The sequence below is a fragment of the Streptomyces sp. NPDC006476 genome (genome assembly GCF_040612015.1).
Classification (GTDB): domain Bacteria; phylum Actinomycetota; class Actinomycetes; order Streptomycetales; family Streptomycetaceae; genus Streptomyces; species Streptomyces griseorubiginosus_B.
Window position 1 is genome coordinate 1 of sequence record NZ_JBEXPK010000125.1, and the last position, 14,370, is coordinate 14,370.

Annotated in this window: 16 protein-coding genes and 4 pseudogenes; 9 read left to right on the forward strand and 11 right to left on the reverse strand. The window is 69.2% G+C overall.

Features of this window, described 5'->3' with window-relative positions; genetic code table 11:
* Window positions 1-260: 260 nt before the first annotated feature.
* Window positions 261-499: pseudogene (locus tag ABZZ74_RS49625) on the forward strand (transposase); the annotation flags it as partial.
* Between the two features lie 22 nt (window positions 500-521).
* Here the strand turns inward: ABZZ74_RS49625 and ABZZ74_RS49630 are convergent.
* The 3 genes and pseudogenes from ABZZ74_RS49630 to ABZZ74_RS49640 form a co-directional block, all read right to left on the reverse strand.
* A pseudogene (locus ABZZ74_RS49630) lies at window positions 522-1,126 on the reverse strand (sigma factor-like helix-turn-helix DNA-binding protein); the annotation flags it as partial.
* 5 nt (window positions 1,127-1,131) lie between these two features.
* Complete coding sequence (locus ABZZ74_RS49635; protein ID WP_356950730.1) at window positions 1,132-2,013, reverse strand: PhzF family phenazine biosynthesis isomerase; 882 nt, start codon at window positions 2,011-2,013, stop codon at window positions 1,132-1,134.
* A 94-nt stretch (window positions 2,014-2,107) separates the two neighbouring features.
* Window positions 2,108-2,419 (reverse strand): EthD family reductase, encoded by a 312-nt coding sequence (locus tag ABZZ74_RS49640; RefSeq protein ID WP_356950731.1) that lies wholly within the window; start codon window positions 2,417-2,419, stop codon window positions 2,108-2,110.
* A 424-nt stretch (window positions 2,420-2,843) separates the two neighbouring features.
* On the opposite strand from ABZZ74_RS49640, the gene ABZZ74_RS49645 reads away from it, so the two are divergent.
* Complete coding sequence (locus tag ABZZ74_RS49645) at window positions 2,844-3,746, forward strand: LysR family transcriptional regulator (RefSeq protein WP_356950732.1); 903 nt, start codon at window positions 2,844-2,846, stop codon at window positions 3,744-3,746.
* A 361-nt stretch (window positions 3,747-4,107) separates the two neighbouring features.
* Here ABZZ74_RS49645 and ABZZ74_RS49650 read toward each other — a convergent pair whose 3' ends face one another.
* Entirely contained in the window at window positions 4,108-4,368 is a 261-nt protein-coding gene (locus ABZZ74_RS49650) for a hypothetical protein (RefSeq protein ID WP_356950745.1), read from the reverse strand.
* Between ABZZ74_RS49650 and ABZZ74_RS49655 the strand changes: the two genes are divergently transcribed.
* Entirely contained in the window at window positions 4,294-4,542 is a 249-nt protein-coding gene (locus ABZZ74_RS49655; RefSeq protein WP_356950743.1) for a hypothetical protein, read from the forward strand. The two genes, ABZZ74_RS49650 and ABZZ74_RS49655, sit on opposite strands and share 75 nt — an antisense overlap.
* Before the next feature lie 294 nt (window positions 4,543-4,836).
* Here the strand turns inward: ABZZ74_RS49655 and ABZZ74_RS49660 are convergent.
* Window positions 4,837-6,186 (reverse strand): annotated as a pseudogene (locus tag ABZZ74_RS49660) (ATP-binding protein); the annotation flags it as partial.
* Window positions 6,176-6,874 (reverse strand): response regulator transcription factor, encoded by a 699-nt coding sequence (locus ABZZ74_RS49665; protein WP_356950733.1) that lies wholly within the window; start codon window positions 6,872-6,874, stop codon window positions 6,176-6,178. The pseudogene ABZZ74_RS49660 and the gene ABZZ74_RS49665, both read right to left, overlap by 11 nt.
* A 220-nt stretch (window positions 6,875-7,094) precedes the next feature.
* On the opposite strand from ABZZ74_RS49665, the gene ABZZ74_RS49670 reads away from it, so the two are divergent.
* Window positions 7,095-7,565 (forward strand): hypothetical protein, encoded by a 471-nt coding sequence (locus ABZZ74_RS49670; protein ID WP_356950734.1) that lies wholly within the window; start codon window positions 7,095-7,097, stop codon window positions 7,563-7,565.
* A gap of 354 nt (window positions 7,566-7,919) precedes the next feature.
* On the forward strand, window positions 7,920-8,570 hold the full coding sequence (locus tag ABZZ74_RS49675; protein ID WP_356950735.1) for a hypothetical protein: 651 nt from the start codon (window positions 7,920-7,922) through the stop codon (window positions 8,568-8,570).
* A 20-nt stretch (window positions 8,571-8,590) separates the two neighbouring features.
* Here the strand turns inward: ABZZ74_RS49675 and ABZZ74_RS49680 are convergent.
* Window positions 8,591-9,321 (reverse strand): annotated as a pseudogene (locus tag ABZZ74_RS49680) (IS701 family transposase); the annotation flags it as partial.
* Between the two features lie 108 nt (window positions 9,322-9,429).
* Between ABZZ74_RS49680 and ABZZ74_RS49685 the strand changes: the two are divergent.
* On the forward strand, window positions 9,430-9,834 hold the full coding sequence (locus ABZZ74_RS49685) for a type II toxin-antitoxin system PemK/MazF family toxin (RefSeq protein WP_356950736.1): 405 nt from the start codon (window positions 9,430-9,432) through the stop codon (window positions 9,832-9,834).
* A 192-nt stretch (window positions 9,835-10,026) separates the two neighbouring features.
* On the opposite strand, the gene ABZZ74_RS49690 is transcribed toward ABZZ74_RS49685, so the two are convergent.
* Together ABZZ74_RS49690 and ABZZ74_RS49695 are read right to left on the reverse strand one after the other, a co-directional pair.
* Window positions 10,027-10,677: a peroxiredoxin-like family protein gene (locus tag ABZZ74_RS49690; protein ID WP_356950737.1), complete on the reverse strand. Its 651-nt coding sequence runs from the start codon at window positions 10,675-10,677 to the stop codon at window positions 10,027-10,029.
* 113 nt (window positions 10,678-10,790) lie between these two features.
* Entirely contained in the window at window positions 10,791-10,937 is a 147-nt protein-coding gene (locus ABZZ74_RS49695; RefSeq protein ID WP_356950738.1) for a hypothetical protein, read from the reverse strand.
* Between the two features lie 164 nt (window positions 10,938-11,101).
* Here ABZZ74_RS49695 and ABZZ74_RS49700 point away from each other — a divergent pair, with 164 nt between their 5' ends.
* Window positions 11,102-11,701 (forward strand): TetR/AcrR family transcriptional regulator, encoded by a 600-nt coding sequence (locus tag ABZZ74_RS49700; RefSeq protein WP_356950739.1) that lies wholly within the window; start codon window positions 11,102-11,104, stop codon window positions 11,699-11,701.
* 803 nt (window positions 11,702-12,504) lie between these two features.
* Window positions 12,505-13,104 carry a dihydrofolate reductase family protein gene (locus tag ABZZ74_RS49705; RefSeq protein WP_356950740.1) on the forward strand — a complete coding sequence of 200 codons (600 nt, stop codon included), beginning with the start codon at window positions 12,505-12,507 and terminating at the stop codon, window positions 13,102-13,104.
* A gap of 242 nt (window positions 13,105-13,346) precedes the next feature.
* Here ABZZ74_RS49705 and ABZZ74_RS49710 read toward each other — a convergent pair whose 3' ends face one another.
* Window positions 13,347-13,532: a hypothetical protein gene (locus ABZZ74_RS49710; RefSeq protein WP_356950741.1), complete on the reverse strand. Its 186-nt coding sequence runs from the start codon at window positions 13,530-13,532 to the stop codon at window positions 13,347-13,349.
* Window positions 13,533-13,769: 237 nt separating this feature from the next.
* Here ABZZ74_RS49710 and ABZZ74_RS49715 point away from each other — a divergent pair, with 237 nt between their 5' ends.
* Window positions 13,770-14,246, forward strand: coding sequence for an NUDIX hydrolase (locus ABZZ74_RS49715; RefSeq protein ID WP_356950742.1), 477 nt, complete (start codon window positions 13,770-13,772; stop codon window positions 14,244-14,246).
* Here the strand turns inward: ABZZ74_RS49715 and ABZZ74_RS49720 are convergent.
* The coding region (locus ABZZ74_RS49720; protein WP_356950744.1) for a PhoU domain-containing protein at window positions 14,216-14,370 on the reverse strand (155 nt) is incomplete at its 5' end. The genes ABZZ74_RS49715 and ABZZ74_RS49720 overlap by 31 nt on opposite strands.

Below are 14,370 nucleotides of genomic sequence, written 5' to 3' on the forward strand. Positions count from 1 at the left end.
CAGCCACGTGATCATTGTGGCCGTCTGGCGCTTCCCGGCGCAGCAACTGGACGACACACCACGACAGGGCGAACGTTGCCTGATGCGGCACTAGGTCTGGCCGTGGCGATCGCTGGCATAGCCATCGCCGGCTGACAGGCCGGCGGCGAAGCACCGCCCATCCCAACGCACACATACGCACCCGCTACAAGCGGCGTCGGACCCTCCGGAGCCATGGCCCAAACGGCACCGATGACGTTCCTCGGTGAAAGAAGTTCCAGTCGACGAACCCGCTGGAGCGGGTGAACCGGGAGATCAAGCGTCGCATCGACGTCGTCCAGGTCTTCCCAACGACGACGCGCTCATCCGGCTCGTCACCGCCGTGCTCTTCGAGATGCACGACGGATGGATCGTCTTCCCCCGCCACCACCTCCCCGAAGGCAGAATGAGCGAGATCTACCGCGGACTCCCCGAAAGCGTCCCGGCGCTACCCAACACCCCGAACACGCCCACGAGTTGACCCCCGACACCACGACGAGGGACACGACCTTGTCGATCACAGCGAGGACGGCCGCGGAGCCGTTGACCAGCGCGATATGGAACACCGGGGTGCCACCGGCCAGCCGCCGCTTCGCCGGTGTGGGCTTCAAACCGGCCCGCACGTATGAGGCGATGCGCTCGCGCGTGTCGTACCGCAGCAGCCGCCCGGCCAGACCCTAGCAGTCCGAGACGGCGGTCGCGTCGTCGGTGAGCAGCGCCACCAGCCGTTCGGTTCGCCCAGACATGGCGGCGGCGAGGAATTCCTCAACGACCCGGCGCGCGGACGCGGACCTGGTCGCCGCCGCGGCTCGGCGGCGCCCCGGACCGGGCCCGGTGGACGTGCTGCTGGCTTGCCGACTCGGAGATTCGAGATCTGCGCGATCTCGGCGTGCGGGGAGGAGAAGGCCTCGCGCAGGACGTAAGCGGCCCGCTTGGTGGGCGAAAGGCGTTCCATGAGGGTCAGGAGGGCCAAGGACACCGATTCGCGCGCTGCTCGAATTTCGGCAGGGCCCAGCATCGGATCGCCCTCGAGGAGCGGCTCGGGCAGCCAGTTTCCCGCAGCGCGTTCGTGGCGCGCCTGGGCGGAGCGGAGCCGGTCGAGGCACAGAAGGTCTAGTTGTCGCCTCGGTGTCCGTCGCGGACCACCGCCAACCCGCCGACCCGGGTCGTGATGCCATCCGGCCCGCGTCGGGCCGAAGCGAGCACGCTGGCCGGTCGACCGAGGGTGTCACCCTGCTCCACCTCGATCGCGACCGTCTGTGCCCCTGTCGTGTCGAGCAGGTGGGCGGCCAGGCAGCCGGTGCTGTTGGCGTTGGCGACGTCCTCGTCGACACCGATCGCCGGCGCGAACATCCGCGCCGCACCCGGTCGGTCGCCCACCGGCGGTGCGTACACGAAACAGCCGAGGAGCCCGAATCGCTGACACGCCGCTGTCAGCCGGCCGAGGTGAGGGTGCACTCGGAGCAGCGCCGACCGGTCCTGGACCGGTACCAGCATGCGTGGTGCGCCGGGCGAGGCGATCCGTGGCGCGTCGGTCGGATGCGGATCGTCCGCGGTGAGCCCGAGCGCGGCGACGATCGCGACTCGCTCGTCCGGTGCCGGGTGACGCAGCGCGACGAGGCCCTGGTCGAACCAGACCTCGATGCCGGCGGGGCGGCGGATCGCAACGGTGTCGAACGTGCGCCCGCCGGTGTGTTGGCGGTCATCCAGCTCATCCAGCGCGGTGCGGGTCAACCGGACGGCCTGCGCGGCAACGGTGCCGTGGCCGCAGCCGGACAGTTCGGCGGCGGCGGTGAAGAACCGGACCGGCCAGCCACCATCCGGCGTCCGCCCCGGGCCGAGGAACGCCGCATGCGAGGTGCCGGCCGCAGCAGCGACCGCACGCCGGTCCGCGTCCGTCGCCGCCGGGTCATCGTCGGTGACGGCCGTGGGGCTGCCACCCCGGCCGTCGCGCCGCACGCACGCATCAACCACCGTGACATCCGGCCAGAACATCGGCCCCCCTCAACACTCAACGAACCTGCAACCGCGAACGGCGTTCGCCGACAGCCGGACCCGGCCGCAACAGCCGACCGCACGCGTCCCGGCCTCAGCCGGTCCCGTCCTGCACCGGATAGTGGATGATGACCGCACCGCCGGTGGCGTAGTTGGCGACGTCGGCGGCCACCCGCCGGCCTTGCGGCGTCGCCCGCGCCGCGGCCATGGCGGCGGCGTCAACAAAGTCGGCTTCGAAGACCGCGAAATACGGCGCTTCTCCCTTGGTCGCTGCCACCTCGAAGCTGTAGCGCCACGCAAGCAGGCCGGGCCAATTCATGACCAGTGGAAGGTGGTTGGTCACGTAGTAGTCGCGGAAGTGGTCAGGGTCGGCAGGCTTGGAATACAGAACCACCAATCTATGCATGACTGCCTCCTGCATCGCTGGGCGCGGAACATCGGGATTCGGGTGAGGACGGAGGTGGTTTCGAGGAGTGGGTGGGAGTCGGTGGCCAGCCGGCGCGGGAGGTGCCGATAAAGGCTGCGCCGTCAGGGAGGGCCATGTGGGTGTCGACCACTACCTGATCCGCGTAGCGTTCGCGGATCAGATAGCTCTCCGGGTGGTTCGGGTCGCGTCAGAATCCGTATTCGAGCACACCGGGCTCGGTGGCCGCGGCCTTCGCGAGAGCCTGAGGGCGGACTCGAAATCGGCGGTGTGCGTGAGTGCGATGTCCGGTACTGCGGTCAATTGCATCGTCATACGCGCAGGTTAGGGCTTGACGTGCGGTCGAGGGAAAGACCAGTACGGGATAGACTCAGAACGGATCGTTATCAATCGGCAGGGAGGGCACGTGGCGCCGGACACGGTGAGCCTGCGGTACTTCCTGGTGCTGGCGCAGGAGTTGAACTTCACCCGTGCGGCCGCACGGATCGGTATCGCACAGCCCGCACTCAGCGCCCGGATGCGCCGATTGGAGGCGGAACTCGGTACGGCCCTGCTGGTCCGCAACACGCGTAGCGTCGTATTGACCACGGCCGGTGCGGCTTTGGCGGAATCCGCACCGCCCGCGCTGGCGGCGCTGGACCGGGCATGGGACACCGCCCGGAGCGCGGCGGCCGGTGAACTGGGCACGCTGCGCATCGGATACAGCCTCAGCACGGGGGCCGAGACGGCACCAGCCCTGGTGGACAGGCTCATTCACAGCAGCCCGGGACTCGAGGTCAGCGCGGTCCCGATGGCGACACCGGAGATCTCCCCCGCGGTCGCCGACGGCCGCATCGATGCGGGGATCACCCGCGGTGAACAGCCGGGTCGTGGCGTGCGCCGGCTCCTGCTGCGGCGTGAGCGCGTCGGGGTCCAATTGGCACAGCATCATCCGCTGGCCGAACACCCGGAGATCGAGATCGCCGACGCGGCCGCATATCCGCTACGACTCCCCGACCGTACGGCCAACCCAGTGATCCACGATCAGCTGTCCGCACTGTTCCGCGACACCCGACCAAACCCCCGATTCCACACGCCGGCAGTCTCTTTCGACATGTCTCAGCGCGACCTACGCGATGGGCTCACCCTCGCCCCGGCCGGTGAAGCCGCGGTCACGGCATCACCGGCCGGTCTCACGTGGCGGCCGCTGCAGGGCGCACACACCCTGACGATCCACCTGGTCCTCCCGCGCGTGCAGTCACCACTGCACCGCCGCATCCGTACCGTCGCCAAATCCCTGGCACACGAGCTGCACTGGCTGCCGGACTGACGCGCAGCAGGCCACGCGAGACGGACGTCGGTGGTGGCGAGGCCGACGCGCACCGCCAGGGCCAGGGCCTGCGCCGACGGCGCCGCACGGAACTGCTCGAGCGACGGCCGCCCGGCGTCATCGACGGTGAAGTCGGCCAGGTCCGGATACGCCCAGTCGGTCGCCCGGCACTGCGCATCGAGGCGCTCGTGCAGGTCAGCGCGGAACCCGGCCGCAGTCGCCGTGATGCCGACCTCGGCGCAGAAGCCGGGCAGCATCTGCGCCCCCTCGTCCGGGGTGAGCAGCTGGTCGGCCCAGTTCGCATACGCCTGCGCCCCGGTCACCGCGACGTCCCCAGTGCGCAGTTCCTCGGGCAGGTAGGTCAGCACGCAGCCTCCAAGGCGCCGGCGCACGAAGATGCCATGCCGGTTGCTGTCCCGGATCGCCTTTGTTCCCTGTTCTCCGACGCGAACGACGTGTCGAACTGCCTCTCGTGGGCGGTCGGCTGCCGGCCACCGACGAGATCGTGAAGGCGGCCGACCGGCTCCGGGCCGCCCTCGACGACCTGGTGGGCGGTGCGCACCGGGCAGGCGTTCTTCGCGCCGACTTCACCTCCGCCGACATCCCGTTGCTGCTCGAACACCTCTCCGCACGCATCCCCGTCGCCGGTGAGCGTGCCTCAGCGCTGCATCTGCGCTACCTCGACCTGGTCCTGGCCGGGCTGCGCACTGCGCCCACCGCCGAGCCCACGGCGCTGACAGGCCCGGCACCGGGGTGGGCAGAACTCCGGACGCTGTGGAACGCACCGAAGGTCTGACCCCGGGGCAGGATGGCCCCCCCGCCCGCACCCTGCGAGACCTGACCACTCCCCGCGCGGCCAACCACTGTGCCCGACAGGCCGGTCACTCGACGACCCCCTCTCCGGCTGCATCTCCCGCCACCACCGGTGGGCTGTTTGTGCGCGCAGCCGGCATGGTTTGCGTCGCGCTGGTCGGCCGGCTCGCCCCGTCTCCCCCGCGCGCCGCCGCAGCAGCCCCGTGCTCTGGCCCGTCGCCCTGCCCTGATCCGCCTCGCCTCGTCCCTGTGATGCGAGGCGAGGCGGCACAGGCAGCCTTACGGTGACGAGCGCCCCGCCGGAGGGGTCGTTGGCCAGGCTCACCTGGCCGCCGTGGGCCGCGGCGATCATCCGCACGATGCCGAGGCCGAGGCCGTCGGTGGCCGTGGCGGACGGTGCATCGGTCAGCAGCGCGGGCGGGAATCCCTGGCCTTGGTCCTGGACCTGGAGGACGACGGCGTCCTCGGCGCGCTTCGCGCTCAACGTGATGTCGCCCGGGCCTGCGGGGCCGCAGTGGCGCAGGGCGTTGTCGAGGAGGTTGTGCAGGATCTGGCGCAGGCGTACCGGATCGAGATCGGCGGTGGCCTGCGCCGCGCCAGGAGTCCGTACGGTGATCGTTGCGGCCTCGGTGTCGGCGCGGGCGCCAAACGCCGCGGCGGCCTCGGTGAGCAGCCGCGGCAGCAATACCGGTTCGCGGTGCAGCGGAAGGCGGCCCTGCCGGGTGCGGGCCAGGACCAGGAGGTCCTCGGCCAGTCCGACAAGGCGGTCGGTCTCGGCGAGGGCGCAGCGCACGGCGGCCTCGAGTTCGTCGCGCTCGCGTGGTCGGGCCGTGGCGAGTTCGAGTTGCGCGTGCAGCAGTGCCAGCGGGGTGCGCAGTTCGTGTCCGGCGGTGTCGACGAAACGCTGCTCGCGTTCCAGCGCCTCCTGCAGGCGGGTGAGCATGGCGTTGAGGGTGCGCGCGAGGCGGGCCAGTTCGTCTCCGGTGGGCGGGACGGTCAGCCGCCGACCGGCCTCGGTCTCACAGATCGCGGCGGCCTCCCGGCGGATGCGCTCGACCGGCCGCAGGGCAGCACCCGCCAGCAGCCAGCCGGCGTAGGAGGACGCTGCCAGGGCGGCCGGACCGCCGACGACGAGCAGGAGCAGCAGGCGGTGCAAGGCCTCCGCGCGATCGCCGAGGGGCGCGCCCACGACCAGGACGCCGGAACGGGGGACTTTGCCCGGCAGGCGGACGGGCACGGCGAGAAGCCGGGCCGGGTCGTCGACGCCCGCGACGCGTCGGACGGAGAAGACCGGCCTGGTGACGGTGCGGGTGGCGGCGGGCGACAGCATTGGGGCCGCGGCGACGGCAGGGGTCGTCTCGACGACCTCCCCGCGCGGCAGGAGGATCTGGGCGAAGGACTCGTCGGGGTCGATGAGTCCGCGGCCCGCCTCCAGCGGCGCCCGTCCCCGCTCCGCCAGGGCGCCGGCGGTGGCTGCGGCCCGCGCCCGCAGGTCGAGATCGACGGCGCGCATGAGTTCCCCGCCCATCCGGACGTACACGAAGGCGCCCAGCGCGGCCAGAACCACAGCCATCGCCGCGCAGAACGCGAGGGTCAGCCGAATCCTGAGCGGCAACCTAGCCCACATGATGCACGCGGTCCTTGCAGTCGTCCGCAAGCCAGTACCCCGCGCCGCGGGAGGTGCGCAGGCACTGCCGCCCGAAGGGACGGTCGATCTTCTGCCGCAGGTAGCCCACGTAGACCTCGACGACGTTGGAGTCCGCATCGAAGGTGAAGTCCCATACACGCTCAATGAGTTCGGCCTTCGACAACACCTCGCCGGGCCGCCGCATCAGACACTCCAGCAAAGCGAACTCCTTGGCCGTCAAGGAAATCGGCGTCCCGCCCCTGGCCACCCGACGGGCCGCCGGATCCAGCGTGAGGTCACCGACCGCCAGCACGGCGGGCCGCTCCCGCGCACCCCGGCGCATCAACGCCCTCAGCCGGGACAGCAGTTCCGCGAGCGCGAACGGCTTGACCAGGTAGTCATCCGCGCCCAGATCCAAGCCGCGCACCCGGTCCTCCACCGCATCCCGCGCGGTCAGCAGGAGCACCGGCGCCCACCGGCCCGCCGCCCGGACGGAGCGCAGCACGCCGAAACCGTCCGTCCCCGGCAGCATCACATCCAGCACGATCACGTCATAGTCGATCTCCCCGGCGTACCACAGGCCCTCCTCGCCGGTAGCGGCCACATCGACCGCGAAGCCGTTCTCCGCCAGGCAGCACCGCAACAACTGCGCCATCGGCGTTTCGTCCTCGACCACGAGAATCCGCATCACGCCTCCTCGCACAGGCCCGCAGCAACCAGCCTAGAGCCGGCTGCCTAAGGGGACGCTGAGCATGCCCGTACGCAGAAATCAGGCGGTTCGAGGGATGTGAACGGTGCTCCGGCGAGAACCCGCCTGGGCGTGTTGGTGGTCCTGAGAGGGGGTAGCGCGCGGGTTCGCCTTCGCCGTCTGGGACAAGATGGGCCTGAGATATGGAGGCGGCATTGGGATGGGTTACGACCTGCGAGCAGTGGTCGCTGAAGGGGAGGTGCTGCGGAGTATGGCGCGGGACCTGCCTGCCGCTCGGCTGGCGTCGATCGGCCAGGGCCTTGCGCTGATGCCGATGACGGACACGCTGTTCGCTTCGGTCGCAGACGGAAGCGGCGTAGGCACGTTGGGCTTCTGGGGGTTGCCAGGGGGGTTCGAGAAGATCCTTGCTGCCTGGTCGGCCGGTGGACCGGTGGCCTACGTGGAAGCTGACTACTTCGGCGGCGTAGGCGAGCAGCGGGCAGCCGTGTGGGATGGCGGCACCATCGGGCTGGGTCCGCTCCAGGTGAAGGCCGGCCAGCCTTTCCCGCCAGCTGGCAGTCCGATCTCTCAAGCGTTGCGGCGGTTGGGCGTAGTGGCAAGCGCCGGCGAGGACGAGTTCTCAGCGGTGGGGTTGGACCGGCATCGACACGGTGAGGCGTGGATTGCCTGACGCGCTACTTTTCTCGTTCGCTCGCCGATTCGCCCGGTGCAGAGCGCTCACCTGCGTACTTGCGCTGTTGCGACCGAGGTACGTCTTGAGGAACCCGCGTGATTTCCCATTACACGGCACCGGAGCGTGCCGGTCATTGTGCACGGCCGGGGCGAGCACGTTTCAGGATCTCCTTAGCCGGCGGGGAGCAGGCTGGCGCCCTACCACCCGACCCGGGGAGTCCTCATGACACGCACCCCAGTACACCGCGCCGGCCCGCCCCGCACAGCGCCGGCCCTCACTCTCGCGGCCGCCTGCACGGCAACACTCTTGGTGATGGCATGCTCACCGAGCACGAACCCGGGGCATCGGTCCGTGACAGCCACCTCGACGAGCCCGGCCCCGCGCAGCTTCTCGGCGACCGTTGACAACCCTTGGTTCCCCCTGCCGCCCGGCCGGACGCTGATCTACAGCGGCACCAAGGACGGCGCGAAAACCACCGAGTACCTCACCGCCACCCACGCCACCCAAGACATCACCGGCATCCCCTGCCGCGTCGTCACCGACCGCCTCTACACCGGGCGCACCCTCCACGAGTCCACCCGCGACTACTACGCCCAGGACAACAACGGCAATGTCTGGTACTTCGGCGAGGACACCGCCGAACTCGACGACCACGGCAACATGATCTCCACCGAGGGGACCTGGCGCGCCGGCCGTGACGGCGCCCGACCCGGCATCTACCTGCCTGCCCACCCCAACCCCGGGTCGAGCGGACAGCAGGAGTACTACCCGGGCCAGGCCGAGGACCACTTCCAGATACTCGACCTGACCTCCCACGTCTCCGTGCCCTACAAAAGCTTCAACAAGAGCCTGCACACAAAGGAATGGACACCACTCGAACCCGGCACCGTAGACAACAAGTACTACGTCAAAGGCATCGGCACCGTGAAGGAAATCACCGTCAAAGGCAGCCCCTTCGAAGAAAACACACTCATCGCCATCAGAAGCTATCCCGCTCGCTAACGAGCCGCTCCAGAGCGTCGCGCATACGCAGGCAGCTTCTGCCAGGCCCGCTTGAGCGCCTTCTTCGCCAGGGCATCGGCGCGGAACGTGCCGGCGCCGGTGGGTACTTCGGCCGAGCAGGCCACCGCGAGGACGTAACCGATGCCGCGGTCCTCCAGCGCGGATCGCAGTTTCGGGTTGCCGCCGTAGACCTCGTCCCCCGTGACCCAGCCGACGCGGTGTCCGGCGGCCAGAAGCCGTTCGATCATCACCCGGGCCAGTTCCGGCTTGGTCGCGAAGGCGGTGTCCTCGCCGAGCCCCGCGGCCCGGCAGCGGTCCGGGTCGCACGTCCAACAGCGTGCGGTGTACAGCTCCCGATCCACCGCCGCGTGCCCGTGCTCGCCGGCGTAGACGAGGTAGACGGCGACCTGAGAGTTCTCGATACGCCCGGCGGTGCCGGTGCATGGGCGCTGGACCCCGACGGTGCGTGTGCCCTTCTTCACGTCGCCGGTCTCGTCGACAACCAGCACAGCGGCCTCGTCGTGGAGGTGCTCGACGACGTACTCGCGCACGTCGTCGCGGACGGCCTCGGCATCCCAGGCGGCCCTGCACAGCAGATGCCGCATGCCGTGCGGGGTGGCCTCCCCGGCCCACTCTGCGATCGTCCAGCAGTTCTTGCGCGGCAGATCCGACAGCAGGCCGAGCACCAAGCGCTTGGCCCGGAGGCGGGGTTCGATCCGCGCGCAGGGTCTACGCTGTGACCTACGGCCACCGCGTGATCGTTTGTCTTCACACACCGATGATCAACGTGGCGGCACCCGTCTCCACAGCGCGTCAGGGTCGCGCAGCGTACGCCTGCGGTCCTGTGTCAGGAGGACATGTGCACCGTGGCGAAGTCTGGTGGGTCGAGTTCGACGAGCGGCGGCCGGTCGTACTTCTGTCGGAAGGCGACGCGTCCGGGATCCGGGTGATGCAGGTCGTGGCTCCGGCGGGCGTCGACATCAGCGGTCTGGGCGTCGAAGTGGCGGTAGGCGCCATGGAAGGACTGCCCTTTGAAGGCGTGCTGCGGTTCGCGTTCCCGTGTCCGGGCTTTACCCCTTGCACGTGGCTGACCACCGTGTCCCGGGACGACCTGATCGAGCGGGCGGGCGCCCTGCCCTACGCGAAACTCAACGAGATTGAGGATGCCCTCCGACTCGCTGGACAGGTGAAGGAGCGGACCCCGGCGAGGACCGAGAAGCTCAGCAAATTAAGGCACGCCCTCCGTCTCGGTGGACTTGAGTAGTCCGGGTAGGCGGAGAAGGAACGGACACGGCAGTTCGCCCATGACCTTGCGCGGCATGCCCGCGGCCGGCCGCCCGCGATGACGGTCCCGGCGGATGGGTCTCTCACCGCGGAAGGGGAGTTGGCGCATCCGCACCGCTGGGCGGTACAGGCAGGTGGACGCCAGCGCTTTCGCCGGGGCTTGTGGATCGGCTCAGTTCAGCGCGTCGAGCGCGGAAAGGACGTCGGCCGGTTCGGCGCGGGTGGTGTAGTCAGGGTTGACAAAGGCCCAACTGATCTCGCCGTCGCGGTCGATGACGTAGGTGGCGGGCAGCGGGAGGGTGCGCGGGTGACCGTCGTTGACGCGCTGGAGGTCGAAGCCGAGTTTGTCGTAGACGGCAGCGAGGTCGCCGGGGAGGTCGAAGGCGAGGCCGTACTGCTTGGCGGTGTCGGAGCCGATGTCGCTGAGGACGTCGAAGGCGAGTTCGTGCTTTTCGGTCAGGGTGAGGGACTCGTCGGGGATCTGCGGGGAAACGGCCACCAGGCGGGCGCCGCGGGAGGTGATCGCCTCGTGGTGCTGCTGGAGGGAGCGCAGCGTGATGTTGCAGTACGGACACCAGGCGCCACGGTAGAAGGCCAGCACGACGGGGCCGTTGGCGAGCAGGTTGTCCAAGGTCAGGGTCTGCCCGGTCGCGCAGGGGAGGCTGAAGCGCGGGGCCTGGGCGCCAACGGTCAAGGCGCGGTCGGCCTGGCCGGAGTCGGCGAGCTCCTGGCCGGCCCGCTGCATGATCTGTCGGATCTCGGCGGGGATCTGCTGCTGGCGGGCTTCGTAGAAGGTGCGCAGTTCGGCGTTGAGGCTGGTCATGGTGCTGGCTCCTCCTGGTCGGCGGCTGGAACGGGACCCATTAATCTTGAAATGACCGTTCCAAGATAATGGTGTGCGTGGTCCCGCGCCAGTCGTGCGGGGGCGTGGGTGGGTCAGAGGCTGGTGAACGGGCGGTGGCCGGCGAGGGCGAGTGCCTTGACGAATGCGGCGAGGTGGACGGCGCGGCGGGCGAGGTAGCGGCGCAGGCGGGGGGTCTGTGACCCGTAGGCGGCCGCCCAGAGGGCTGGTATGCGATTCATGGGGGCATGGTCAGGGCGCGCGGTGCGCCTGGGGCGGATCGTGGACGAACCTGGACGGCGCCGCGCTGGCGGGGGGCCTGTCCCCCTGTGTACCTGTCGGAACCTTTGCGGCGTGCTGAACCGGAAGTATCTTGGAATCCTCATTTCAGGATGGTGGGTGGACCATGCCGGACGTCAAACACTTCGATCCGGAGGCCACCCTGGAGACCGTGGTGCGGCTGTTCTGGCGGCAGGGCGTGGCCGCGACCGGGATCCAGGATGTGGTGACCGCGACCGGGCTCAACCGCTCGAGCCTGTACGCCACGTTCGGCGGCAAGCAGGAGCTCTACCTCGCCGCGCTGCGCCGCTACCTGGAGCAGCGGTCCCAGCCCATGTTCCGGCGCCTGGCCGAGGACGAGCGGGGCCTGACCGCGATCTCCGAGTTCTTCGGCGGCCTGATCGAGACTCGCTGCTCGGGCGAATACGCGCGCTGGGGCTGCATGATCTCCAACGCTCACGCCGGGACCGAGAACGGCGACCCGGAGGTGCGCGCCGTCCTGGACCAGCACCACCAGCAACTCCGCGATGCTATGTACGCCGCCCTGGTCACCGCCGACCGCCAAGGGCAGCTGTCGCCCGGTGCCGACCCGGGCACTTCCGCGGATCTGTTGGCGCTGCTCGCCTATGGCGTCAACCTGCGCTCCCGCGCCGGTGCTGATGCCGCGTCCCTGCGCACGACGGTGACCGCCGCCCTGGACTCGATCGGGGCCCGGGCGGCGGCCTAGACGTGCGTCGATCCGGCTCTCACCTGGGATTGGGTGCAGGAGACGTGCCCGTGCCCTGGAGGACGTCCCGGCCAACGCCGGCGTCCTCAGCGCCACCGGCGACGCAGCCCCGGACGCCTGGCGCCGCCTCGTGGCATGGATGATGCAGTCCTTCCGGGCCCCAGCCCGCGGACCGCTGCCGGACCCGCCCGACGACACTGCGCTGTACGAGGCCATGCGCCGCGCCGGCCACGGCATGAACTCCCCCGCGACCGGCAAACAGCACTCAACTTGACCCGTCCCTGAGGGTCCGGGCTTGGAGGTAGTGCCAAGCTGGCTGCTGGGGTGGACTCCTCCGTCCAGACACCTATGGGGGGAGTGACGAGTCACTTCACGCCCCGCATTCCACGCACACGCGCCGTCCTGGGTCATGCGCAGAGCGGGCACCCGGTTCACTTTTGATCCGCCGTCAGAGAGTCAGCTCCGGCCGTCATCGAGGGACACGATCAGCGTCAACCGTTCAGCCAGACCCCTGGGATCAGCTCACGAACGCGATCGAAGTCTTGTGCCGCTCGCGTGCGGGCCAGGACCGCACCGTCGTCGTCTCGCAGGTGTTCGCGTGTCTGACGCGGGAGGCCGAGGGCATAAGCAACGCGGCAAGGCAGCGGATGGCTGTGGTCCCAGCCCACGCCGACCTGGCGGCGCCCACGTGATCACGGCGGATGATCTGGCGGCAGCCGGATTCACTTGGCGAGCGATGAGTACGCCGTTCGGCGGCGGTCTTTCGTCTGGAAGGCACGCGCCGCACCGGAAGGAGCTTGATCATGACCGTGAGCGCCAGCTTCTGCATGTCCCTGGACGGGTTCGTCGCCCGTCCGGACAACAGCGTCGGCCCCCTGTTCGACTGGTACTCGAACGGCGACGTCGAGGTGTCGATGGTCGGCTACCCGATCACCTTCAGGGTCGCCGAGGCCAGCTCGGACTATCTGCGGGCGCAGATGGACTTCGCCCGGCACAGCGCGTTCGTCTGCGGCCGTCGGGTGTTCGACTACACCGGCGGCTGGGGCGGCAATCCACCCGGCGGCGGACGCGCGTTCGTGGTCACCCACCGTGAACCTCCCACGGACTGGCCCGCAGAACGACTGGCGCCCTTCACGTTCGTCCACGACGGCGCCGCCAGCGCAATCAGTCAGGCCAAGGCCGCCGGCGACGGCAACGTCGGCGTCTCCGGCCCGAACATCGCACAGCAGTGCCTCAACCTCGGCCTGCTGGATGAGATCCGGATCGATTTGGTACCCACGTTCCTCGGCGAGGGAATCCGTTACTTCGAAGACATCCACAACGACAAGGCCGAGCTCGAACGGGTCGAGGTGGTCGAGGGCGAGGGCGTGACACACCTCCGTTACCGCGTGCACTATCGGTGACCACCTTCTATCGCGTTGATCGTTGTGGATCGCAAGATCCACCGAATCCGCCACGTTGAGGCCGGACACCTGACGATCGCGTTGTCCACACCGACATGACGAACACCAGGTCGGCGCTGAGGTCAGCCGCCGCGCAGCCCTCCACAAGCCACGTGGTCCGAGACCAATCCGCCTCGGCCAGTGCAGTGGGCGTGTTGCAGCAGGTCATGGTCGTGCCGGACGGCTATCGGCCGCGCAAGTGGTCAGATAGCGGGTTGGGGAAGCTCGCCAACGTCCACCTTCACGACCTTCACGTGCGTGCATCCGGCGGCTTTGAGGGCTCGCCTGCGCCGGATGGCAGCCTGCTTGTCGAAGACGCCGGCGGACGCCTGTGCGGCACCGTCGGGATCAGTCCACGTCAAGCCGTAGCGTCGCACTGCGGTCGTCATGAACTCGGTCCTCTCCACTCACAGCAGATCTCCAACACCATACGGACCATTGCCGGTCCATACCCCGCAGCAGCTTTCCATGAGCGAGTCGACGCGTCGAGAGGACCGCAGTCCGACCGCGTAGTGCGAGTGGCTGGAGGCTCGCGGGCACCTCCCGGACCGTCAACTGCGATGCCCGGAGCAGAACCCCGTCACAGGCCGGTCACGGCACCTGGGCGGAGTGGCGCCGGCAGGGCCATGTACCCTCGCGCACGCGGGTATCGGAATAACCTTCGCGCCTGGGAGAGTCCCATCGATACGTCGTTCAAAGCCGTTCTGCTCGACTCCGAGATGCGCGTTCTGCTGGGCACCAATCCCCGCGGGGAGTGGGAGCTGCTGGGTGGCCGTGCCGAAACTCAGGACGCGTCACCGCAGGACACGGTGCGGCGCGAGGTGCATGAAGAGGCCGGGATCGACATCGTCGTGGGCGCCATCGTGGACGCTTGGTTCTACGACGTCCCGGGCAAGGGACGTGTCGTCGTCACCAGCTATTTGGCACGGCCCGTCGGCGATGGCTCACTCGTGCTCGGCGCGGACCATGCCGACCTGGCGTTCTTCCACTCTCGGGAACTCGACGACATCAACCTCCCCGAGGGCTACCGCCAGTCCATCCGACTCGGGATCGGGATGTGTTCCAGGTCGGATCAGGGGTTCAGAGGGGTGTCGAGGAGGTAGTCGTCGGCGCGTTCGCCCGTGACGAGGTGGACCACGCGGCGGGCGATGGAGACGGCGTGGTCGGCGAAGCGTTCGTAGTAGCGGCCGACCAGGGTGACGTCGACGGCCGTCTCGACGCCGTGGT

What these genes read in the sequence shown, in the direction of transcription:
- ABZZ74_RS49715 (WP_356950742.1), top strand. Translation starts at nt 13,770, where the DNA reads ATGTACCCTCGCGCACGCGGGTATCGGAATAACCTTCGCGCCTGGGAG.
- ABZZ74_RS49665 (WP_356950733.1), bottom strand. Translation starts at nt 6,874, where the DNA reads ATGCGGATTCTCGTGGTCGAGGACGAAACGCCGATGGCGCAGTTGTTG.
- ABZZ74_RS49670 (WP_356950734.1), top strand. Translation starts at nt 7,095, where the DNA reads ATGGGTTACGACCTGCGAGCAGTGGTCGCTGAAGGGGAGGTGCTGCGG.
- ABZZ74_RS49635 (WP_356950730.1), bottom strand. Translation starts at nt 2,013, where the DNA reads ATGTTCTGGCCGGATGTCACGGTGGTTGATGCGTGCGTGCGGCGCGAC.
- ABZZ74_RS49695 (WP_356950738.1), bottom strand. Translation starts at nt 10,937, where the DNA reads ATGAATCGCATACCAGCCCTCTGGGCGGCCGCCTACGGGTCACAGACC.
- ABZZ74_RS49690 (WP_356950737.1), bottom strand. Translation starts at nt 10,677, where the DNA reads ATGACCAGCCTCAACGCCGAACTGCGCACCTTCTACGAAGCCCGCCAG.
- ABZZ74_RS49640 (WP_356950731.1), bottom strand. Translation starts at nt 2,419, where the DNA reads ATGCATAGATTGGTGGTTCTGTATTCCAAGCCTGCCGACCCTGACCAC.
- ABZZ74_RS49710 (WP_356950741.1), bottom strand. Translation starts at nt 13,532, where the DNA reads ATGACGACCGCAGTGCGACGCTACGGCTTGACGTGGACTGATCCCGAC.
- ABZZ74_RS49705 (WP_356950740.1), top strand. Translation starts at nt 12,505, where the DNA reads ATGACCGTGAGCGCCAGCTTCTGCATGTCCCTGGACGGGTTCGTCGCC.
- ABZZ74_RS49700 (WP_356950739.1), top strand. Translation starts at nt 11,102, where the DNA reads ATGCCGGACGTCAAACACTTCGATCCGGAGGCCACCCTGGAGACCGTG.